The sequence below is a fragment of the Tsuneonella suprasediminis genome (assembly GCF_003605755.1).
In the GTDB taxonomy this organism is placed as follows: domain Bacteria; phylum Pseudomonadota; class Alphaproteobacteria; order Sphingomonadales; family Sphingomonadaceae; genus Tsuneonella; species Tsuneonella suprasediminis.
Genome location: NZ_RAHJ01000019.1, coordinates 224,801 through 245,409 on the forward strand (window position 1 = coordinate 224,801; position 20,609 = coordinate 245,409).

A 20,609-nucleotide genomic window follows, 5' to 3' on the forward strand; every position below is an offset into this window, starting at 1 on the left:
TAGCCGGGCAAGATTAGCGGGGGAAGCCTTGAGATTATTTCTTGCCTTGAAGCGGTGCGGCGTTAGCTTTCAGTTCCATGACAGGTGAGGGGCAGGGCGCACCTCCGCTGCTAAGGGGATTCGGATCAATGATCCTAGATCGCATCAAACCGCTGGACGCCATTTTGGCGACGGCGGAAAAGAAATCGCTTAATCGTACTCTTGGCTGGTTCCAGCTGATGCTGTTCGGCATCGGCTGCGTTATCGGCACGGGTATTTTTGTACTTACGTCTGCCGGGGCTCAAAAGGCCGGGCCCGGGCTCATGCTTGCTTTCGCCATTGCTGGCGCGGTGTGTATCGTTGCGGCGCTCTGCTATGCAGAAATTGCCGCAATGGTGCCTGTTGCCGGGTCGGCATATACTTACAGTTACGCGACAATGGGGGAATTCCTCGCGTGGACTGTGGGTTGGGCACTTATCATGGAATATGCCATCGCTGCGGCGGCGGTGTCGGTCGGTTGGTCCGGCTATTTCAGTGGTACTTTCCTGAATGAATTGTTCGGGGTGCAGTTGCCGCCCTGGCTGGCAGCAGGTCCGCTTGCGCTTGGGGGCGCGCCAGGTGGTTTGATTAATCTTCCCGCGTTGCTGATTGCATTGCTGGTGACTGGTCTGCTTATTATCGGAACGAGCGAGAGCGCCAAGTTCAACGCCATTCTCGTTGCCATCAAAGTGACTGCGCTGACGGCATTCGTTGCCTTGACGCTGACAAGCCCGCATTTCGATACTGCGCGCTTCAATCCTTTTCTTCCTGCCGGTGTTTTTGGCGGTTGGGGGACTGGCGTAGGTGCGGTTGGTGCCGCTGCGACGATTTTTTTCGCTTATGTCGGCTTCGATGCTGTTTCGACAGCCGCCGAAGAAACCAAAAACCCACAGCGCAACGTACCGATCGGGCTGGTCGGATCGCTGCTGTTTTGCACGGTGTTCTACATTCTGGTGGCTGCCGGTGCAGTTGGCACCATCGGCGGTCAACCGATTATGGGGCCAGGCGGGGTTCCGTTCCCGGCGGGGTCGGAAGAGCTCGCCCGTCAGTGCGCCATGCCGCAACATGCCGGAGCGCTGGTTTGTTCGAATGAGGCGCTGGCTCACGTTCTGCGGGAAATCGGCTTCTCCGGTATCGGCAATATGCTCGGTATCGCAGCTTTCCTCGCGCTGCCTTCGGTTATCCTCGTCCTGATCTTCGGACAGACGCGCATTTTCTTTGTGATGGCGCGTGATGGGTTGCTGCCTGAAAAGCTCAGCTCGGTGCATCCCAAATATAAGACACCGCATGTCGTTACGCTGTTAACTGGTGGTGTAGTCGCCTTGGGGGCAGCGTTTTTTCCGGTGGGTAAGCTGGCCGATATCTCGAATGCCGGAACACTCTATGCCTTTATGATGGTGGCATTTGCCGTGTTGATCCTGCGTAAACGTGATCCTCAGCGGCAGCGGGCGTTCCGTGTGCCTGCGGTTTGGTTAGTCGCACCGATCACAATCGTGGGTTGCGTATTTTTGTTCCTTAACCTGCCGATCGACGCGATGCTTTTCCTGCCGGGGTGGGGTGCATTGGGGATTATTGTCTATTTCCTCTATAGCCGTCACAACAGCCATCTGGGCCGCGGCATTGTCGAGGTGGTGGACGATATCGAAGGCGATGAAACATCCATTCCGATCAACCCACCCAAGGGCTGAGGTTGACAGGTTCGATACGGAAAGGGCCGCTCTTTATGGGCGGCCCTTTTTTTGATCGCTGGGTAATGGCCTTAGAGGGTGGTTTCCGTGTGTTTGTCCGTAGCATCCTGTCGGACATCCATACCTAGCGCCATCTTTGCAGTGGTGAGCAGGCTGAGATCGCCGCTCCAAATTTCGGCCTCACCCAGATCCATCCTTAGCATAAGCAGATTGGGATCGCTCTTCCCGCGGGGAAACCATGCTTCGACAAAGTTCGACCACTGTTTGTCAAGCCGCTCCCGGCTTGATTCAATGCTTAGAGTTCCGTTGAAGTGAGCGAACAGATCGTGCCCTTTCCCTGTGAAGATACAGTGGGCACTGCCCAGTTGCGCAAGATGACTGCCCTTCGAAGTGAAAAACCAAATCGCGCTGTCAGCATCTTTATCGAGCTGTGCGGTCATAGGCACGGCTTCGCCAGGCATGTTTTCCAGCGCAACAAAGACGAAAGGTGAATCAGCCAAAGCATTCCAGAACTTATGTTTCAACTCGTCGGCGTTTCCAGATTTGTATTTCATGTTGATCTCCTTCCCTTTTTCAACGGGCAGGGTCGTCAGATCGTTCCGGTGGGAAGGGGGATGCGCGATGAAGGATACGGGCTTGTCGACCGCAAGAACTCCATGCAGAAGATTGTCCATAGGGGCCCCCGCAACAGTCATGGCGTATCAGAATTTTCCACCTGCCACATTGTCCTGTTGCCCATTACAGCAAATCGCAATGATCGATCCCGAACGCCTGGCGGCATTTGCCCTGATGACCGCTGTCACCAGCATCGTGCCCGGCGTTTCGATGCTGTTCGTAATGGGGCAGACAATTCGGCGCGGTTGGCGGGCTGGGATGGCGGCGCTGTGGGGGTTACAGCTCGGCTATCTGTTGTGGTGGTTGCTCGCCGCGCTCGGCTTGGGGGCTTTGGCGAAAGCCTTTCCGGTTGCATTTTATCTGCTGGCGATCGGCGGTGCTCTCTTTCTCGCGTGGTTGGGCATTGCGGGTATCCGCCATGCGGGCGAGGGGGCTGACGAGGTGACGGATCAGGCTTCACTCACCACACACTGCTTCCGCCATGGTGCGTTCGTCGCCATCGGCAACCCGAAATCGCTGGTCTATATCGTGGCCCTCCTGCCACCGTTCGTCGATCAGGCAGAGGCTGTCCTGCCACAGATCGGCTTGCTGATGGTCGTCGCAACGCCTTTCGATATGCTGATCGGTGCGCTGTATGTGATCGCGGGGCAACGCCTTGCGCGGGTTATGGCAAGCCCGGAATCGCGGCGTCGCATCGATCGCGCTGCCGGCGTGATCTATATCATGATCGCGACCGGCATTCTGGCCGATATTCTTTGGGGTTGGAGTTGAGGTATCCGGTCTAAGATTCGATGGAGTAACCCGCCCCGCGCACGGTTCGCACGGGATCTTTGGTGTTTTCCATTTCGATTGCTTTGCGAAGTCGCCGAATATGCACGTCGACTGTCCGCAACTCGATATCGCTGCCAGTACCCCACACTCCGTCGAGCAACTGGTTGCGACTGAACACCCGGCCCGGATTTTCCATCAGAAATTTGAGCAGGCGATATTCGGTCGGGCCAAGCTGCAGCGCGCGTCCGCGACGTTCCACCCGGTGAGCGACCGGGTCCAGCGTCAGGTCGCCCACGGTAATCGATTCACCCGCCAAGGCAGGGCGGATACGCCGCATCACGGCCGCCACACGGGCAAGAAGCTCTCGCGGGGAGAATGGCTTGGTCAGATAATCGTCTGCCCCGGTTTCCAGCCCGCGAATGCGATCGTCTTCCGCTTCGCGCGCCGTGAGCATGATGATCGGAACGTGAGCAGTCGATTTGTCGCGCCTCAGCCGGCGACAAACTTCGATCCCGCTGGTGCCTTCGATCATCCAGTCGAGGATGACGAGATCAGGCACCTCTTCCGCCGCCATTTCCAGCGCTTCGTCGCCATCGGCGGTGACGCGCACGTTATAGCCTTCGTTGTGGAAGCGATATTCAAGCAGCTCCGAGAGCGCCTGATCGTCTTCCACGAGCAGTAATTTGGCAGCAGGCATGACAATGTTTCCCTTGTTGCGCCTCTATGACACCGCCAAAGTTACATTTTCACGACAAAAACGTGTCAATCGCCAGTTTGATGCAAAGGCTCGCCATCGTCGTCTGCCGGATAAGTGCCGGTGGCGGCGAAGTGGACCATTTCGGCCACGTTGGTCGCGTGGTCACCAATCCGTTCTATATTGCGGGCCACGAACAGCAGCTGGGCCGATGTAGAAATGGTCGCAGGATTTTCCACCATATGGCTGACGAAATTGCGGAAAATCGAATCGTAGAAATTGTCCACTTTGGTATCGGCCACGATCACTTCGCGGGCCAGCCCGGCATCGCGCGCGGCATAGGCGGTCAGCACATCGTGGACCATTTCCGCCGCCAGTTCACCCATCGCCGGCAGCAGGGTAAGCGGTTCGAATTTCTTGCGATTGTCTATCTTGCGCGCCGCCTTGGCGATGGCTTTCGAATAATCGCCGATCCGTTCCACCACGCCGGCAATTTTCAGAGCAGCGATCACTTCGCGCAAATCATCCGCCATCGGCGCGCGTAGAGCAATGATCCGAACGGCGAGCTTGTCCACTTCGGATTCAAGCGCGTCGATACGCTTGTCGCCTTTGATAACCTGATCGGCCAGCGCGTCATCCCCTTTGACGAGCGCGTCCATCGCGTTGGTCACGGCGGCTTCGGCCAGACCGCCCATTTCCGCGATCAGCCCGCGCAGACGGGTAATGTCCTCGTCAAATGCCTTTACGGTGTGTTCTGCACCCATATTCATATCCTTAGCCGTACCGTCCGGTGATATAATCCTTGGTCCGCTCTTCCAGCGGATTGGTGAATATATCGGTGGTCCGACCGTACTCTACCATTTTGCCGAGGTGGAAAAAGGCCGTTCGCTGGCTGACACGCGCGGCCTGCTGCATCGAGTGTGTCACGATGACAATGGCATAGCGCCCGTGCAGTTCCGCGATCAGTTCTTCGATTTTTGCGGTGGCAATCGGATCAAGTGCCGAACACGGCTCGTCCATCAGGATCACTTCTGGGTCGACCGCAATGGCGCGGGCGATGCACAGCCGCTGTTGCTGCCCGCCGGAAAGCGCGGTGCCGCTGTCGCTCAGCCGGTCTTTCACTTCGTTCCACAAACCAGCGCGCTGCAACGATTTTTCGACGATGGCATCGAGATCGTGCTTGCTTTCGGCAAACCCATGAATGCGGGGGCCGTAGGCGACGTTTTCGTAAATCGATTTCGGAAACGGGTTTGGCTTCTGAAACACCATGCCGACACGGGCGCGGAGCTGCACAACATCCATTTTGGAGCGATAGATGTCTTCCCCGTCGAGCATGATTTCGCCTTCTACCCGAGCGGCGGCAATCGTGTCGTTCATACGATTGAGCGTGCGAAGGAAGGTCGATTTGCCGCAGCCGGAAGGGCCGATGAACGCAGTGACATATTCCGTGGGAATGTCGATCGACACACCGTCGATCGCTTTCTTGTCCCCATAGAACACCGACACATCGCGTGCGCTGATCTTGGCCTTGGTTTCGTCGAGGTTGGGATGGACTACGGTCACCAGGTTTTCTCGAATTTGTTACGAAGATAAATTGCCAGGCCGTTCATCGCCAGCAGGAACAGCAATAGCACGATAATCGCGGCAGATGTCCGTTCCACGAAGCCACGGTCGATTTCGTCGGACCAGAGGAAAATCTGCACTGGCAAAACTGTGGCGGGCGATGTCAGGCCATCGGGCGGCGAGGCGACGAAAGCCCGCATGCCGATCATTAGCAGCGGAGCGGTTTCACCCAGTGCGCGGGCCATGCCGATGATCGTGCCCGTCAAAATTCCGGGCAGGGCAAGCGGCAGGACATGATGGAACACCACCTGTACCGGCGATGCGCCGACGGCCAGAGCACCATCGCGAATGCTGGGCGGTACGGCCTTGATCGCGTTGCGCCCGGCGATCACGATTACCGGCATCGTCATTAGAGCCAGCGTCATGCCGCCGATCAACGGGGCTGAGCGCATATCGGGAAATAGCCACAGGAACACCGCCAGCCCCAGCAGCCCGAAAATGATCGAGGGCACCGCGGCAAGGTTGTTGATCGATACTTCGATCAGATCGGTCCAGCGGTTCTTCGGCGCGTATTCTTCCAGATAAAGCGCGGCTAGCACACCGATGGGAAACGCCAGCGCGAGCGTGACGATCATCGTCAGTATCGATCCCTTGAGCGCGCCCCAGATCCCCACTTCCTGCGGGTCGGTTGCGTCAGAGCGGGTCAGGAACCCACCGTCGAAATGCTGAGCCAGTTTGCCTTCGTCGGAGAGCTTGGCGGCGAGCGCCTTTTCCTCTGTCGAACCGTCGCCGGAATATGCCTTGGCCAGATCGCCCCCGGCGGGAATCCAGAATGTCTGCTTGCCCTGCGCGCGGGACGGGTCGGCAATAATGGCATTGCCCACATCCTGCCATGCATTTGGCGAGAGATCGGCTGCTGCGACCGGGCCAAGCGCCTGCTCTGCTGAAAACTCAACCAGTTCTGGCAGGCCTTGCGCGCGGAGCAGTTCCATCGCCCCTGGTTGGTTGAGCATTTCAGGTGTCGCGGAAATGCCAACTGCAGCAAAATCGACCGGCACCTGAACTTCGGCGCGCTTGAACCCACCAATGCCGTTGCCAACCATCGTGACCAGCAGGATCAGCAGCATCGCGACGGAGAACAGGATCGCCCCCAGTCCCATGGCCTTGAACCGCTTCTCAGCACGGTAACGCCGTTTCAGGCGCGCTTCGAACGCGGCCGAACGGGTCGGACCGAGGGATGCCTGGGTGGCGGCACTATCGATGAGGGGCGTGTTACTCATAAGCTTCGCGGAACCGTTTTACGACGCGCAGCGCGATGATATTCAGCGCCAGCGTTACGAGGAACAGAACGAACCCGAGGGCAAACGCACTCAGAGTAGCAGGATGATCGAAGCTGCCTTCGCCCGTCAACATGGCAACGATCTGATACGTAACCGTGGTCATCGTTTCCAGCGGGTTCACCGTCAGATTAGCGGTTGCGCCCGCGGCCATAACGACGATCATCGTTTCACCGATGGCGCGGCTGATCGCCAGCATGACACCGCCAACAATCCCCGGCAGCGCAGCGGGAACCAACACTTTGCGGATCGTTTCGGATTTGGTCGCGCCCATCGCCAGGCTCCCATCGCGCATGGCCTGCGGAACAGCGGCAATGGAATCGTCTGCCATCGAGGACACGAATGGAATAATCATCACGCCCATTACAAGACCCGCGGCAAGCGCGCTTTCCGAACTGGCGTTGGTAATGCCCACTGCCTGCGCCACGTCGCGGATCCACGGGGCCACCGTCAGCGCAGCGAAATATCCGTAAACGACAGTGGGAACCCCGGCGAGAATTTCTAGCAGCGGCTTCAGCCATTTGCGCCATGTCGGGTGAGCGTATTGTGTGAGGTAGATCGCGCTCATCAGGCCCAGCGGGATCGCCACGATCATGGCAATAATCGCCCCGATGAAGATCGTGCCCCAGAACAACGGCAGCGCGCCATAGCGCGTGGGATCGGGATTGGCGGCATTTGCCATCGGATCCGGCCCCCAATGAAGCCCGAACAGGAAATCGATCGGGGAAACCATGCCAAAGAACCGCACGGTTTCGAACACGAGGCTGGCCACGATGCCAAGCGTGGTCAGGATAGCCACCAGCGACGCCAGCAACAGCATTGCCATGACAATGCGTTCCACCTTGGTGCGGGCGGCGAAGTCGGGCTTCACTTTCAAAAAAGCCCATGCCCCGCCGGCAAAGCCGATCAGCAATGTTCCAATCGCTCCGATCCAGCGGAATTCGGCCAGAGCGGTGCGGAACGGTTCGACCAGCGGTTGTGCGGCGGGATTGTAAACTCCAGCCGCCGCGCCGGTCGCCACATTCCGCGCCTCTGCCAACAGAGCGTTACGCTGAAAATCGAAGGTTGGCAGATTGGCCGCGGCCGGATCGGCCAATACCGATTGCAGAACGAGGCCGGGCTCGATCGCGCTCCAGATCATGATGAAGATCAGCACCGGCACTACAATCCAAAGCGCGACGTACCAGCCATGATAGCTGGGCAGGGCGGCAAGCCGTTCCGTTCCGGAGCGGCGAAAGCTCCACGCACGGGCGCGGGCAGCCAGCCATCCGGCAAGCCCGAGGCCGATTGCAAGTAATAGCAGCAGAGCCATCGACATCAGGCAAACGTATCCGTCTGGAGGGGCATATCGCGGCGCAAACACTCTCCCGCCGCTCGGTCGAACGGGCCAATGCGTAAGTTTTGTGACACTTTCATGACGTTTTTGTCTGCCTGTTTTCCAGCGGACCGGTATGTTCCAGAGGTGGCGTTTCCTCCGTAAGGGGGACACGCACAGTCACGGTAGTGCCCTGTCCGACTTTGCTGGCAATGTCGAGACGCCCGCGATGGCGTTCGACAATATGTTTGACGATTGCAAGGCCGAGCCCGGTTCCGCCCGATGCACGGCTGCGGCTTGGATCGGTGCGATAGAACCGGCGAGTGAGATGCGGCAAATGTTCGGCCGAGATTCCTTCTCCGCGATCTGTCACAGTCAGCCGTGCTTCGTGGTTGAGGGTGCGGTCAAGGGTGACCTGAACAACTTCGTCGGCAGCACCATATTTCAGGGCATTATCCACCAGATTGCGGACAAGCTGCTCGAGTTGATGCTGCTCGCCCTTGATGGCAATATCGGGCGCGCATTCGAGCGCGATACGATCGGTTCGATCCGGCCCCGCCGCATCGCGCGCGGCGCGTTCGACCAGCGCGGAAAATGCAATCAAAGCAGCTGGCTGATCGTGCTTTTCCGCTTCCACCCGCGAAAGCGACATCAGATCTTCCACAAGGTGTTGCAGCCGTCGTGCTTCGCGCAGAATTGTGTCGTAGAACCGGGTCGTTGTGGCTTTATCCGCATCGCCATCGGCCAGAGTTTCGACATAACCGATAATCGATGCCAGCGGAGTGCGAAGTTCGTGGCTGGCGTTAGCGACGAAATCGGTGTGCGCCCGGCTGATGTCGGCCTCTGCCGTGCGATTGATCAATTCGATCATCGCAATTTCGCCATCCATCGGGTGACGGCTGATGCGCCAGATGTCGCGCCTACGGGCGAGGCCACGCACTGAGGTTGCACCACCTTCGTCGCGGTCGATCAGGGCAATCGCTTCTGGTTGGCGCAGGGCGACACGAACATCCTGTCCCAGAATATGCGCCCCGAAAACCGCGCGCGCCGCTTCATTGGCGATGATCACGCGATTGCGTTCCGTCATCATCAGGGGGGTGCCCGAATGCTCGATCATTTCACCGAGCTTTTCCCGGCTGAACGTGCCGGAAACCTGCCGCGGTGGAGGTGGCGGTGGCCGATCGCTGGCCAACCACAATGATCCGAGCCACAGCAGGAGCAAGGCACCGCCAAGCCACGGCGTTACACCGCCGATAACGACAAGCAACGTGCCGACTAGTGCCAGAACGAATCCGGGCCAGGGGATGGGGCGTTCCTGCCTCATGCTTCGCGCGCTTAGCTATGCCTCTCTGCAAGCGCCAGTGCCTGCATGATGTTTTTCACTCTGGCAGCTATCGATGTCAGTATTGTTGCGTAGCGGTAAGGCTGCAATGTGGTGAGATCGGGTGTGCACGGTATGATCCGGTGGGAGGTATAGCGCGCGGTCGCGTCAAGGCGGGTTCCCGCTTTCGCCATGGCTTCGCACGGAAGACTGCCACTGTTGTGCGATGTGTAAAAATGAAAAGAGGAGAAGCAATTGCCACCGTGATGGTGACCCCAACGGGAATCGAACCCGTGTTTCAGCCGTGAAAGGGCCGCGTCCTAACCGCTAGACGATGGGGCCGCGCCTGTGTGCTTGGCGCTGCTTCCGGTGGTGACCCCAACGGGAATCGAACCCGTGTTTCAGCCGTGAAAGGGCCGCGTCCTAACCGCTAGACGATGGGGCCACGTCCGGAAGCGTGGCGGCGCACTTACGGGGGCATTGTGATGCGGTCAAGCCTGACGCGATGCTATTTTTCGCTAAATCGCAATTCACCGATCAATCCGCCCATGCTGCATCCTCCAGATGAAGCTCCGCCGCAGGGTGGGCGCCCCAGTCGTCGACCTTGGCACGGCCAGCCAGCCATAAGCGTCGTCCACGCGATCCGTGAAGCAGGGCCTGTCCCATCGGAGTCTCTGCGGCGCGGAAGGCAATGGCCTTGAAACTGCGCCCGTCCTGACCCGCCGCAATCAGGCGAACATGATCGTTGCCGACAACATCGCATTTTATCAGGCGCACGGGGCCGACCGCCAGTTTCGGGCCGGGCCAGCCAACGCCGAACGGCCCGGCACTGTCGAGTGTTTCGATCAAGTCTGGGGTTAGGCCGCCCGGAGCCAATGCAAGATCGAGCGGCAAAACTTCGTTTTCCTTCGCCTGAGCCACCGCCCGCGAAAGTCGCGCGTCAAGCCATTCGGCCAATGCATCGACTTTGTCGGGTTCGATCGTCAGGCCAGCGGCCATGGCATGGCCACCGCCCGCCACCAACAGCCCGCTTTCCCGCGCGGCAATGATCGCGGCCCCCAGATCGACCCCGGTGATCGAACGGCCCGAACCTTTGCCTGTGTCGTCATCGAGCGCGATCACCAGCGCGGGCTTGCCGGTCTTCTCCTTCACGCGCCCGGCAACTATCCCGATTACACCCGGATGCCATCCACGCCCGGCAAGAACGAGCACTGCGCGGTTATGCTGGCTGTCGATTTGCAATTCGGCCTCTGCCTGCACCTCCGCTTCGATTGCCCGGCGCTCTTCGTTCAAAGCCGATAGCTGAGCGGCAATGCTAGCGGCTTCATCGTGATCTTCGGTGGTGAGCAGGCGTACCCCCAGCGTCGATTCTCCCACGCGGCCTCCTGCGTTGATTCGCGGACCCAGCGCAAAGCCCAGATCACTGCATCGCGGGCTGCGCTTCAGCCGACTGGCATCGATCAGCGCGGCCATGCCGATATTCGCGCGGTGCGCCATGACTTTCAATCCTTGCGCCACAAACGCTCGGTTAAGTCCTTTGATCTGTGCAACATCGGCCACCGTGCCCAGTGCCACCAAATCGAGCAGCCCCATCAGGTCCGGCTCCTTACGGTGGGCAAAGTACCCGCGCTGACGTAAGGTTCGCACCAGCGCAACGGCCAGCAGGAACGCCACCCCAACCGCAGCCAGATGGCCATGCGCGGCCCCTTCGTCGCTTTCATCAAGCCGGTTTGGATTTACCAGTGCCAGCGCACACGGCAGTTCCGCAGCGCATTTGTGATGGTCGACAACGATGACATCCACACCGGCCTTGCGCGCCTGTTCGAGCGCGTCGAACGCCATTGCACCGCAATCGACTGTGACGATCAGGCTCGAACCTTCTTCTGCGAGGCGGACCAATGCCTCGCCGCTCGGGCCATACCCTTCGAGCAGGCGGTCGGGGATGTAATACTGCGCCTCGTGCCCCAACATGCGTAGCAAACGCACTAATAGCGCTGCGCTGGTCGCGCCATCTACATCGTAGTCGCCATATATCGTTATGGTTTCGCTAGCGAGAATCGCATGAGCAATCCGTTCCGCCGCATTGTCCATATCCCGGAAAGTGGATGGATCGGGCAGGAATTCGCGCAGGGTCGGATTGCGATGCCTTGTAAGATCGTCGCGAGCGACACCGCGAGAGAGCAGTAACTGCGTGACAATGTCATCCATTGCGCCAGATGGGTCGTTCAGTTCCATATTCCCGCCGCGCCATTGCCATGTGCGCCCGGCAAGCGACTGGGTGACGCCAAAAACGGGAGATAACGATCTGGAGGCCATGACGTTGCCATAGCTGCGTACAGGCAACCTCGCAAAGCCCTCTCGATTGACATTCCGGCATTGCCCCCGATGCTACGTTGCCATGGCTCCACATTTGCTCATCATCTGGCACAGCAGAACGGGATCAAGCGAGGCGTTGGCTCGTGCTGCATACAATAGCGCAGGCCGCTCGGTGCAACTCATCGCTGCGGAGGCAATCGATCCGGAGGATCTGCTGGATGCCGCAGGCTATCTGTTCGTCTGTCCAGAAAATCTCGCATCCATGAGCGGGATGATGAAAGAGATGTTCGATCGGTGCTATTATCCGGTGCTTGGCCAGATTGAAGGGCGTCCTTACGCCAGCATTATTACTGCCGGCTCGGATGGGGAGGGCGCTCAACGCCAGATAGATAGAATCGCGACCGGATGGAGGCTCCGTCGCGTAGCAGAACCGATTATTGTTCTGACGCACGCTCAGACAGCGGAAAAAATTCTCGCCCGGAAAGTTCTGACCGGAGAGCAACTGCGTCAGGCGGAAGAAATCGGTGCAGCGCTGTCGCGAGGGGTGGCTGACGGGATATTCTGAACATTACTGAATTAACATGTGGCATGATTGTTTGCTCAAGCAAGTATTGCTTGATTTTCGAGCAATTACATGGAGAAAGGGCCTGATCGAAAGGGTCGAACATAGTTAACCGCACACAAAAAGATCGCTGGTCACGGATCGGAGACCTTTTTTTGCTCTTTCCCAGGGGCAGGGAGCCCGATTCAGCTACGATTCGGGCTAAGTGCGATAATGCAGAGCGGATCGCCGTTACTCACGAAATGCCTGCTGTTGGTGGGCGCGCCGCTGGGTTTGAATTGTTGCGCGATGGCATGACGTTTGATCTGATCGGGATGGCTCCGGGGCCATCACCAGAGCCGCCACAATCCCGCCATCGTTACGGCGTTCCTGATGATCTGATTGAAACCCGAAAAGCGGCGCTGATTCTTCGGCCGGGACCGCATCTGGAGGGTGGGGCCTATAGCTTGCCGGTTGTGAGGGTGATGATGGACCTCGCATGCGCTTTAGCGCGCGAATTGGATGATTTGTGCGCGCTTGCATGGCGACCTGCATCCAGCCTGGTGGGAGTCGAATTCTTCTGCAACACAATTTCCCACTGGATAGGCGGCGGTCCTTTTCCCGCGTTGGGTTTAACCGGTTTGGCGACTGCCCCCGATGGCGGCCTTCATTCCGAAGGGCTGGCTTACTTCATCGGGCAAGAATTACGGGTCGAGCCCGAACTGGCTGAAGACAGGATGCTGGCTGCTCAACTGGCGGTTCGACTGATCAATCAGTTGGTATATGAAGGGAGAATGGAAGCGCGTCAGCAAATTGTTGCCCCCGATGGAATGCGGTTGCTGATGGAGCCTTCGATCAACAAGCGATTTATTCGCGTTCGGCGTGCGTGAACGGCTTTTTGCCGATTGTAAAAATTCATTTTGCCGTCGGCCCTCTATCCCATTTCGTCGTGTAAATCGTCCGCAATCGCCAGACTACGACCCTTCGTTGCAACGACATCATCTGTTGCCGTTGCAAGTGCTTTCTCTTCGCCCATTCGCAGAGATGCTTGAGCGTCTTGGGTATGCGCTGATCGGCTTTGATGATTTCCGACGCAATGGCTTACTGCTACCCGCGCGTGATAGCGCGGCACTGCGGCTTTCCTTGCCGCTTCATCGCGGACCCCATCGCCAATACAATACTCTGGTGATGGAGCGCGTGGGGCAGATCGAAGCGCGTTGGTCCGCACATCGCATGCGGTCGGAAAACGCGGCAGATGCGGAAGCCGCAATGCGGCTTGCCCTGCTTCAGCGTGCGTTACGGCGCCGTCTGCTCAACCCAGCTGGCAAGCCTTTCCGCCTTAATCGGCACGATCCGGTCGGCACCGGATTCGATTTTACCGATCTCGATGCAATGGCGGAAAGTCTCTGGGGTGCTACTCAGAACATCGCTGCTTCGAGTGCGACTCTTGCATCCTGATACTGCTGTTCGAGCCGATTCACGCGCTGGGCAACTGTTTCTACCGCGTCGATAGCGCCGACACCCTGACCAGAGCCCCAGATGTCTTTCCACGCCTTCGCCTTGGTGTTGCCGCCCGATCCGAAGTTCATCTTGCTGGGATCGCTGACTGGCAGATCGTCAGGGTTGAGCCCGGCATTTTCGATGGAGCTACGCAGATAGTTACCGTGCACCCCGGTGAAGAGGTTGGAATAAATGATATCCGCCGCCTGCGAATCGACAATCGATTGCTTGTACGCCGTATCGGCATTGGCTTCCTTCGTCGCAATCCACGCCGAGCCGATATAGGCAAAATCCGCCCCCAGTGCCTGTGCCGCGAGAACGGAGCGTCCGTGCGCGATCGAGCCCGACAATGCCACCGGACCATCGAACCAGCCACGGATTTCCTGCATCAGCGCGAATGGTGACTGGGTGCCCGCATGGCCACCTGCACCGGCAGCGACAGGAATAAGTCCAGTCGCGCCTTTTTCGATCGCCTTATGGGCGAAGCGCTGGTTGATGACATCGTGCATCGTGATGCCGCCCCAGTTCTTAACGGCTTTGAAAACGTCTTCCTGCGCGCCGAGTGACGTGATGACGAGAGGAACCTGCCATTTTTCGCAGACGCTCATGTCTTCTTCCAACCGGTTGTTGGACCGGTGGACGATCTGGTTCACAGCAAACGGCGCGGCCGGGCGGTCGGGATTGTCGCGATTGTGAACGGCCAGCTCCTCAGTGATCTGATGCAGCCATTCGTCCAATACGCCGGAGGGGCGGGCGTTGAGTGCGGGGAACGATCCGACGATACCCGCCTTGCACTGTGCAATAACCAGCTCCGGGCTGGATACGATGAACAGCGGCGATCCGATCACCGGCAGGCGCAGGCGGTCGAACGGGGCGGGAAGGGCCATACGAAACTCCGTGGCAGTTGAAAACTTTAGGTTCGCCTAGCGAGCGGGAAGGCAGGTGTCGAGAGGGGGTGGTCAGCCCGCGTCCAACAGATGTTCGAGGCGATAGACCTTCGCTGCGGTCCCGGCATAGAGTTGGCGCTTTTCCATATCCGATGCGCCAGCGGTGATGCGTTTGAAGGCATTCCACAAAACGGGATAACTTGCCCCCCACCGGTCGACAGGATAATTGCTTTCGAACATGGCCCGCGCAGGGCCAAACGCCTCAATACAGGTTTCGATATAGGGGCGCCACATTTCCGCCAACGTTTCCGATCCGATCCCGGCGGCGGGGCCTTTTTCCGGCATCATGCAGAAGGCCATCGCCAGACCGCCAAGCTTCACAGACACATTAGGACATTCTGCCAAGGCCCGGATATTGTCCCGCCAGCGCCCGAAATGATCGCCCAATGTACCTTTCCATCGCCCGATGTTGAGCGGGGTGCCACAATGGTCCAGCACGATGGTCTGATCAGGGAACGTCCGCGCCAGATCGATCACGTCGCCCAGCTGCGGTTCGAGCACCCATGCGTCGAACGTAAGACCACGCTTGCCCAGTTCGGCAAATCCTTCGCGAAAAGCGCTGTCGCGATAGAGCTCTTCGGGATGATGGAACGGAGGGCCGAGCGTTTCGGGATCGCTATCCCACGCACCCGCATGGCGAATTCCGACAAAGCGCGACGAAGCAGCCATCAGAGCATCAAGCACATCTCCCGCTGCCGCCCCCAATCGCAGATCGGCGTGACCGACGATGGAGGCGCAGGGGCGGTAATTGCCGTAAATGCCACTGGCCCCTTGCGCGGCGACGCCGTTGACGAATTCCACTTCGCCCACCGATTTGGTCGCGTCATCGCGCGCTGCGTCGTAGAAAGCGCCACATTCCATAAATACAGTGCCGATCACGTTATGGCCGGTGTGCGTGTCGGCGTGTAGCTGGTCGAATGTGTAGTACGCCGCATCGACCAGCGCAGCGATGAATGGATGGTAAGGCTGAGGGAACACCGCGAGAAGTGGCCGCAAATCCCACAGGTGATGGTGGGGATCGATAATCGGCAGATCGGGTTCGAGGATATCTTCAGCAGGCATTGGCTCTCTCCGGAATTTTACCGGAAGGTGGACCATATAGAGTGGCGGACTGCAACTGAAATCTACGGAGATTCGCGTTGCGCGGCTGTAGCTATCTACTCACCTGTTTTCACACCCCCTCCCCACTAACACATCGTGAAAAGGAGAGGGGGGAGACGCAGCTCTCAATCGGGAGATATTTGCTGCCTATCCTGCCTTCGAAACGGCGGTGTTCGCCGCGCTCAGCACAGCGCGCACACTGGCAGTTGCGATGTCTTCGTCGATGCCGCAGCCCCAGATAGTGGTACCGGCACTGTCCTGACATTCGAGATAGGCGGCGGCGCGCGCGTTGGTGCCAGTGCCCAGTGCGTGCTCGGTATAATCGGTCACCTCAAGATCGACGCCGAATGCCTCTTTCAATGTCGCGAGGACCGATGAGATCAGACCGTTGCCGCGCCCGGAAACCGATTGCGCTTTCCCATCCACTTCGATCGTCCCGGCAAATACACGGGTGCCGTCGGCTGCCTTACCTTCCTCGTAATCGACCAGTTGGAAGTGTTTGGGCCGGATTTGCACATGGTAGGCCTGACGAAAGGTTTCCCAGATATCCGTGGCGTTCAGCTCGCGGCTCATTTCGTCGGCTACGCGCTGTACGTGGCGACTGAAATCGGCCTGCATTTTCTTGGGCAGTTTCAGGCCCTGATCTTGCTCAAGAACCCATGCGAAGCCACCTTTGCCCGACTGGCTATTCACGCGGATCACCGCCTCGTAATTGCGACCGAGGTCGGCGGGATCGATCGGCAAATAGGGTACGCGCCACTGCTCGTTGTTCTGCCTGCCGTGCGCTTCAAAACCTTTCTTAATGGCGTCCTGATGGCTGCCGGAGAAGGCCGTGAACACCAGTTCACCGCCATATGGGTGGCGCTGATGCACGGGTATCTGGTTGCAGTATTCCACTGTCTCGATGATCCGGTCGATATCGGAAAAGTCTATGCCAGGATCGACCCCTTGCGTGTACATATTGAGCGCTACTGTCACGAGGCAACAGTTGCCGGTGCGTTCGCCGTTCCCGAACAGACACCCTTCCACACGGTCGGCCCCGGCCATCATGCCCAGTTCTGCTGCGGCGACCCCGGTGCCGCGATCGTTATGTGTGTGCAGGCTTACCACCACACTGTCGCGATTGGGAATGTTGCGGCAGAAATACTCGATCTGATCGGCGTAGATATTGGGTGTTGCCGCCTCAACTGTAGCGGGGAGGTTGAAGATAATTGGATGGTCGGGCGTCGGTTGCAGCACATCCATCACTGCGCTGCACACCTCCAGACTGAAATCGAGTTCAGCAGTGGAGAAGGTTTCCGGGCTGTACTGGAAATGCCAGTCGGTGTCGGGGCGTTTTCCGGCCTCGTCACGCATGATTTTGGCACCGGCGATGGCGATTTCGCGCACTTCGTCCCGGCTCATGCGGAATACGATGTCCCGCCATGCCGGGCTGACTGCGTTGTAGAGATGGACGATGGCTGCCCGTGCGCCTTCAAGGCTTTCGAAACTCGTGCGGATCAGATCTTCCCGACTTTGCGTCAGAACCTGGACCAGAACATCATCGGGAATACGGCCCGATTTGACCAAGCCGGTGATGAAATCGAACTCGGTTGCACCTGCGCTGGGGAAGCCGACTTCGATTTCCTTCACGCCGATTTCCACCAGCATGTCGAAGAACCGGTTTTTCTTTACCGCATCCATCGGATCGATGATCGACTGGTTGCCATCGCGCAGGTCTGTGCTGAGCCAGCGGGGCGGGGTTGTGATCGTGCGGCCCGGCCATTTTCGATCGGGCAGATCGACTTGCGGGAAAGGGCGGTACTTGCGGCTCGGGTCGGAGAGCATTGTCATGATGGCTGGTGCCTTATCGCCTGATGCGTGCAGCGCAACCGCTGCACGTCTTGGGGATGTCAAATTTTCGATTGAAGCCCTTAGGCGGGTGCCGTGCCGTCAAACGACGCACGGCGAAGGTCGCGCCTAAGGGCGCGTAAGTCGAATAAGCTGTAGGGCGAGCCAATTCATCATTGTCCAAGCGATATGGGCGTCGGCGCCGCTTTTGTCCACCCGCTCATTTCATCTACCCGTTTCGGGAAATGATGAATGGGTGCCGAACTGGCGATCGAATAATTCAAGATAGGCATTTGCCGCACCATTTATGCGTACCGGTGCCAACGCGCTCGCAACGGTGGAAGGTGCCGGGCCAGATCTTGATAGCTGTTTAAGCACTGCTCTCGCGAGAATGGCTGGATCAGCATTTTTGACAAGAGTCCCAAAGGTTTGATCTATCGTGAACTCTCGCAGGAAGTGCGAGCAATCGGTGCTGACGAATGGCAATCCCTGCGCCAGTGCCTCTACTGCAACAGCCGGGCCCCCTTCATAACGGGATGAGATCAACATCAAGTCAGCATCGTTCATCGTGTGAGCCAGATCTTTGGAAAAACCGGCCAGAGTAATACTGTCGTTCAAACCCAGATCGCAGATTTTTTTCTGTAATTCGGCACGCTGCCAACCCTCGCCATAGATAGTGAGGCGGGCGGTGCGCTTTTTTTGTATTTCGGCCACGGTCTGAAAAGCGAGGGGCCAGTTTTTCTGCGGCTCCAGTCTGCCCACTCCAATTAAGTGGATGGGGGCGTCGGGCGCTAGGGGCGGTCGTTGTTCGAAATCCAGCGTTACGTCGTCGGCAATATTGGGATCGTAAAGCGTCGCTACACGGTCATGGCCGAGCTGGAGCCGCGCCTCATGCGTAAGCCCTTGCGACATTGCGGCAAACCAATCGATGCCTCGCGTTATGCCCTGTAACACAGGGCGGGCTATCCTTGCCCCCAGCCCGTGATCGAACGGTGGGCCGATCAATGGATTGCTGATTTTCGCGACGATTCTGGTGCGCGGCAAAGCCTGCTTCATCGCGCGTGCAAGGCCGAAATGGAAATTGCCGGGAATGAAGATTACATCGGGAGCCAAGGCAACTGCATCGGCAACCATGTGGTGCCCAAGATGTATCCGCGAAAATGTCGATCGTGGGCGCTCCGGCGAAAGGATTCTGACCGAGACGCCATCGGGCACTTTCTCACGCATCAGACCATTATCTGCACCGACCAGAAAGCTGACGGTACGGCCTGCTTCGACCCACGCGTTCGCCAGGCGAAAAGCAATCAGCTCCGTCCCGCCAGCGGAGAAATCGTGAAACGGGATCAGGATGCGTTGGGCGGGCACGCGATGCTGGTGCCCGCCCAACAGCGGAAGGTCAATTTTTCTCTTTGTCGACCAGCTTGTTTGCGCCGATCCATGGCATCATTGCACGCAGGCGGGCGCCGGTCTGTTCGATCGGGTGCGCTTCGGCCGCCTTGCGGCTTGCCTTCAGTTCGGGCTGGCCCGCGCGGTTATCGAGCACGAAGTTTTTCACGAAGCGGCCCGATTGAATATCCGCCAGAACGCGCTTCATTTCCGCTTTAGTTTCATCGCTGATGATCCGCGGACCGGTGGTGATGTCACCATATTCCGCGGTGTTGCTGATGGAATAGCGCATATTGGCGATGCCGCCTTCGTAAAGCAGATCGACGATCAGCTTGGTTTCGTGCAGACATTCGAAATAGGCCATTTCGGGTGCATATCCGGCATCGACCAGCGTTTCGAAGCCAGCCTGAATCAGGTGAGTGATCCCGCCGCAGAGCACGGCCTGCTCGCCGAACAGATCGGTTTCGCATTCTTCCTTGAAATTGGTTTCGATAATGCCTGAACGTCCGCCACCAACGCCGCTGGCATAGGCGAGGGCGACATCGTGAGCATTGCCAGTGGCATCCTGATGCACGGCAATCAGACAAGGCACGCCCCCGCCACGCTGATATTCGCTACGCACAGTATGGCCGGGACCCTTGGGCGCGATCATGATAACGTCGATATCCGCCGGCGGTTCGATCAGGCCGAAATGGACATTAAGACCGTGCGCGAAGGCGAGCGCGCTGCCTGGCTTCATGTGGCCAGCCAGATCGTCGCTCCAGATTGCGGCCTGATGTTCGTCCGGCGCGAGGATCATCAGAACGTCGGCCCATTCGGCAGCTTCGGTGTTGGTCATCACTTTGAAGCCAGCCTCTTCCGCCTTTTTCCGCGTGGATGAACCGTCGCGCAGCGCGATGGCGACTTCCTTTACGCCGCTGTCGCGCAGGTTCTGGGCATGGGCATGGCCCTGACTGCCATAACCGACGATCGCGATTTTCTTGTCGGTGACCAGATTGAGGTCGGCATCGGCGTCGTAATAAACCTTCATGTTTGTTCCCTCTTCATCCCCGGCCAAAGCACGGAGTAGAAATGTAGTTGCCTCAAAGTGAATATCCGGCCCGTAGGCCCCTCGCCACACAGGGGCGACGGAATTTTTCTAAGGTCGCCTTAAGCTGCTGCGGCCCCACGCATCATACCGACGATGCCGGTGCGCCCAACTTCGACCAGGCCAAGCTCGCGCATCAACACGATGAAGCTATCGACTTTGTCCGGCGGGCCGGTGATCTCAAAAACGAAGCTCTCTGTTGTCGTGTCGACCGGGCGTGCGCGAAAGATGTCGGCCAGACGCAGGGCTTCAACCCGTTTTTCGCCGGTACCAGCGACCTTCACCAGCGCCAGTTCGCGCTCCACATGGGGCCCTTCCGCGGTGAGATCGGTTACCTTGTGGACAGGGATAAGGCGTTCAAGCTGTGCATGGATCTGATCGATTACCGGCGGAGGACCGTTGGTGACGATTGTGATCCGGCTGACCGCGTGATCTTCGGAAATGTCAGCCACTGTCAGGCTATCGATATTGTATCCACGTGCTGTGAACAGGCCTGCGATCTTGGCGAGAATTCCCGCTTCGTTGTCGACAGTGATTGCCAGAACGTGACGCTCAGGATCGGCTTGACGAATTTTCATG

General features: G+C 58.4%; 19 protein-coding genes, 2 tRNA genes and 1 pseudogene. 5 read left to right on the forward strand and 17 right to left on the reverse strand.

Features of this window, described 5'->3' with window-relative positions:
- Positions 1–128: 128 nt before the first annotated feature.
- Positions 129–1,706, forward strand: coding sequence for an amino acid permease (locus D6858_RS10950; RefSeq protein ID WP_120110115.1), 1,578 nt, complete (start codon positions 129–131; stop codon positions 1,704–1,706).
- A gap of 71 nt (positions 1,707–1,777) precedes the next feature.
- Here the strand turns inward: D6858_RS10950 and D6858_RS10955 are convergent, their stop codons facing one another.
- On the reverse strand, positions 1,778–2,380 hold the full coding sequence (locus tag D6858_RS10955; protein WP_318286435.1) for a pyridoxamine 5'-phosphate oxidase family protein: 603 nt from the start codon (positions 2,378–2,380) through the stop codon (positions 1,778–1,780).
- Positions 2,381–2,459: 79 nt separating this feature from the next.
- Between D6858_RS10955 and D6858_RS10960 the strand changes: the two genes are divergently transcribed.
- Positions 2,460–3,092, forward strand: coding sequence for a LysE family translocator (locus D6858_RS10960; RefSeq protein WP_165859691.1), 633 nt, complete (start codon positions 2,460–2,462; stop codon positions 3,090–3,092).
- A gap of 10 nt (positions 3,093–3,102) precedes the next feature.
- Here the strand turns inward: D6858_RS10960 and phoB are convergent, their stop codons facing one another.
- The 10 genes from phoB to recJ all read right to left on the reverse strand — a co-directional run bounded on the left by phoB (position 3,103) and on the right by recJ (position 11,638).
- A complete protein-coding gene (phoB, locus tag D6858_RS10965) occupies positions 3,103–3,789 on the reverse strand; it encodes a phosphate regulon transcriptional regulator PhoB (protein ID WP_120110119.1) in 687 nt (228 codons plus the stop codon).
- Between the two features lie 65 nt (positions 3,790–3,854).
- A complete protein-coding gene (phoU, locus tag D6858_RS10970; protein WP_102154034.1) occupies positions 3,855–4,550 on the reverse strand; it encodes a phosphate signaling complex protein PhoU in 696 nt (231 codons plus the stop codon).
- 10 nt (positions 4,551–4,560) lie between these two features.
- Positions 4,561–5,349, reverse strand: a complete 789-nt coding sequence (gene pstB / locus D6858_RS10975) for a phosphate ABC transporter ATP-binding protein PstB (protein ID WP_120110122.1) — start codon at positions 5,347–5,349, stop codon at positions 4,561–4,563.
- Entirely contained in the window at positions 5,346–6,629 is a 1,284-nt protein-coding gene (gene pstA / locus D6858_RS10980) for a phosphate ABC transporter permease PstA (RefSeq protein WP_120110124.1), read from the reverse strand. Before pstA ends, pstB begins: the two co-directional genes overlap by 4 nt.
- Positions 6,622–8,004, reverse strand: a complete 1,383-nt coding sequence (gene pstC, locus D6858_RS10985; RefSeq protein WP_205664928.1) for a phosphate ABC transporter permease subunit PstC — start codon at positions 8,002–8,004, stop codon at positions 6,622–6,624. The genes pstA and pstC overlap by 8 nt, the downstream gene beginning before the upstream one ends.
- Positions 8,005–8,098: 94 nt before the next feature.
- Positions 8,099–9,325 carry an ATP-binding protein gene (locus tag D6858_RS10990; RefSeq protein WP_120110127.1) on the reverse strand — a complete coding sequence of 409 codons (1,227 nt, stop codon included), beginning with the start codon at positions 9,323–9,325 and terminating at the stop codon, positions 8,099–8,101.
- 11 nt (positions 9,326–9,336) lie between these two features.
- A complete protein-coding gene (locus tag D6858_RS15865; RefSeq protein WP_165859692.1) occupies positions 9,337–9,516 on the reverse strand; it encodes a hypothetical protein in 180 nt (59 codons plus the stop codon).
- 73 nt (positions 9,517–9,589) lie between these two features.
- Positions 9,590–9,664, reverse strand: a tRNA-Glu gene (locus D6858_RS10995).
- 28 nt (positions 9,665–9,692) lie between these two features.
- Positions 9,693–9,767: transfer RNA gene (locus tag D6858_RS11000), tRNA-Glu, on the reverse strand.
- Positions 9,768–9,859: 92 nt separating this feature from the next.
- A complete protein-coding gene (gene recJ, locus D6858_RS11005; RefSeq protein WP_120110129.1) occupies positions 9,860–11,638 on the reverse strand; it encodes a single-stranded-DNA-specific exonuclease RecJ in 1,779 nt (592 codons plus the stop codon).
- A gap of 82 nt (positions 11,639–11,720) precedes the next feature.
- Between recJ and D6858_RS11010 the strand changes: the two genes are divergently transcribed.
- From D6858_RS11010 to D6858_RS11020, 3 genes are all read left to right on the forward strand, one after another.
- Complete coding sequence (locus D6858_RS11010; protein ID WP_120110131.1) at positions 11,721–12,203, forward strand: flavodoxin family protein; 483 nt, start codon at positions 11,721–11,723, stop codon at positions 12,201–12,203.
- A gap of 290 nt (positions 12,204–12,493) precedes the next feature.
- Complete coding sequence (locus tag D6858_RS11015) at positions 12,494–13,069, forward strand: hypothetical protein (protein ID WP_165859693.1); 576 nt, start codon at positions 12,494–12,496, stop codon at positions 13,067–13,069.
- Positions 13,062–13,637 carry an AHH domain-containing protein gene (locus tag D6858_RS11020; protein WP_225081524.1) on the forward strand — a complete coding sequence of 192 codons (576 nt, stop codon included), beginning with the start codon at positions 13,062–13,064 and terminating at the stop codon, positions 13,635–13,637. Before D6858_RS11015 ends, D6858_RS11020 begins: the two co-directional genes overlap by 8 nt.
- On the opposite strand, the gene D6858_RS11025 is transcribed toward D6858_RS11020, so the two are convergent.
- From D6858_RS11025 to ilvN, 6 genes and pseudogenes are all read right to left on the reverse strand, one after another.
- Positions 13,598–14,566 (reverse strand): NAD(P)H-dependent flavin oxidoreductase, encoded by a 969-nt coding sequence (locus D6858_RS11025; protein WP_120110135.1) that lies wholly within the window; start codon positions 14,564–14,566, stop codon positions 13,598–13,600. The genes D6858_RS11020 and D6858_RS11025 overlap by 40 nt on opposite strands.
- A 72-nt stretch (positions 14,567–14,638) precedes the next feature.
- Positions 14,639–15,688, reverse strand: a complete 1,050-nt coding sequence (locus D6858_RS11030) for an amidohydrolase family protein (protein WP_120110137.1) — start codon at positions 15,686–15,688, stop codon at positions 14,639–14,641.
- A 186-nt stretch (positions 15,689–15,874) separates the two neighbouring features.
- Positions 15,875–17,560, reverse strand: a complete 1,686-nt coding sequence (gene leuA / locus D6858_RS11035; protein ID WP_120110140.1) for a 2-isopropylmalate synthase — start codon at positions 17,558–17,560, stop codon at positions 15,875–15,877.
- A gap of 369 nt (positions 17,561–17,929) precedes the next feature.
- Positions 17,930–18,784: pseudogene (locus D6858_RS11040) on the reverse strand (glycosyltransferase); the annotation flags it as partial.
- 169 nt (positions 18,785–18,953) lie between these two features.
- Positions 18,954–19,973 (reverse strand): ketol-acid reductoisomerase, encoded by a 1,020-nt coding sequence (ilvC, locus tag D6858_RS11045; protein ID WP_120110146.1) that lies wholly within the window; start codon positions 19,971–19,973, stop codon positions 18,954–18,956.
- A 119-nt stretch (positions 19,974–20,092) separates the two neighbouring features.
- Positions 20,093–20,608, reverse strand: a complete 516-nt coding sequence (gene ilvN, locus D6858_RS11050; RefSeq protein ID WP_120110149.1) for an acetolactate synthase small subunit — start codon at positions 20,606–20,608, stop codon at positions 20,093–20,095.
- Position 20,609: the final 1 nt, after the last annotated feature.

Excerpts from the sequence above, each read along its gene's own strand:
- recJ (WP_120110129.1), bottom strand. The coding sequence starts at position 11,638 with ATGGCCTCCAGATCGTTATCTCCCGTTTTTGGCGTCACCCAGTCGCTT.
- D6858_RS10955 (WP_318286435.1), bottom strand. The coding sequence starts at position 2,380 with ATGGACAATCTTCTGCATGGAGTTCTTGCGGTCGACAAGCCCGTATCC.
- D6858_RS15865 (WP_165859692.1), bottom strand. The coding sequence starts at position 9,516 with ATGGCGAAAGCGGGAACCCGCCTTGACGCGACCGCGCGCTATACCTCC.
- D6858_RS11025 (WP_120110135.1), bottom strand. The coding sequence starts at position 14,566 with ATGGCCCTTCCCGCCCCGTTCGACCGCCTGCGCCTGCCGGTGATCGGA.
- D6858_RS10950 (WP_120110115.1), top strand. The coding sequence starts at position 129 with ATGATCCTAGATCGCATCAAACCGCTGGACGCCATTTTGGCGACGGCG.
- D6858_RS11015 (WP_165859693.1), top strand. The coding sequence starts at position 12,494 with ATGACGTTTGATCTGATCGGGATGGCTCCGGGGCCATCACCAGAGCCG.
- phoB (WP_120110119.1), bottom strand. The coding sequence starts at position 3,789 with ATGCCTGCTGCCAAATTACTGCTCGTGGAAGACGATCAGGCGCTCTCG.
- D6858_RS10960 (WP_165859691.1), top strand. The coding sequence starts at position 2,460 with ATGATCGATCCCGAACGCCTGGCGGCATTTGCCCTGATGACCGCTGTC.
- pstA (WP_120110124.1), bottom strand. The coding sequence starts at position 6,629 with ATGAGTAACACGCCCCTCATCGATAGTGCCGCCACCCAGGCATCCCTC.
- ilvN (WP_120110149.1), bottom strand. The coding sequence starts at position 20,608 with ATGAAAATTCGTCAAGCCGATCCTGAGCGTCACGTTCTGGCAATCACT.
- phoU (WP_102154034.1), bottom strand. The coding sequence starts at position 4,550 with ATGGGTGCAGAACACACCGTAAAGGCATTTGACGAGGACATTACCCGT.
- D6858_RS11030 (WP_120110137.1), bottom strand. The coding sequence starts at position 15,688 with ATGCCTGCTGAAGATATCCTCGAACCCGATCTGCCGATTATCGATCCC.
- pstC (WP_205664928.1), bottom strand. The coding sequence starts at position 8,004 with ATGTCGATGGCTCTGCTGCTATTACTTGCAATCGGCCTCGGGCTTGCC.
- D6858_RS11010 (WP_120110131.1), top strand. The coding sequence starts at position 11,721 with ATGGCTCCACATTTGCTCATCATCTGGCACAGCAGAACGGGATCAAGC.
- D6858_RS10990 (WP_120110127.1), bottom strand. The coding sequence starts at position 9,325 with ATGAGGCAGGAACGCCCCATCCCCTGGCCCGGATTCGTTCTGGCACTA.
- ilvC (WP_120110146.1), bottom strand. The coding sequence starts at position 19,973 with ATGAAGGTTTATTACGACGCCGATGCCGACCTCAATCTGGTCACCGAC.
- leuA (WP_120110140.1), bottom strand. The coding sequence starts at position 17,560 with ATGACAATGCTCTCCGACCCGAGCCGCAAGTACCGCCCTTTCCCGCAA.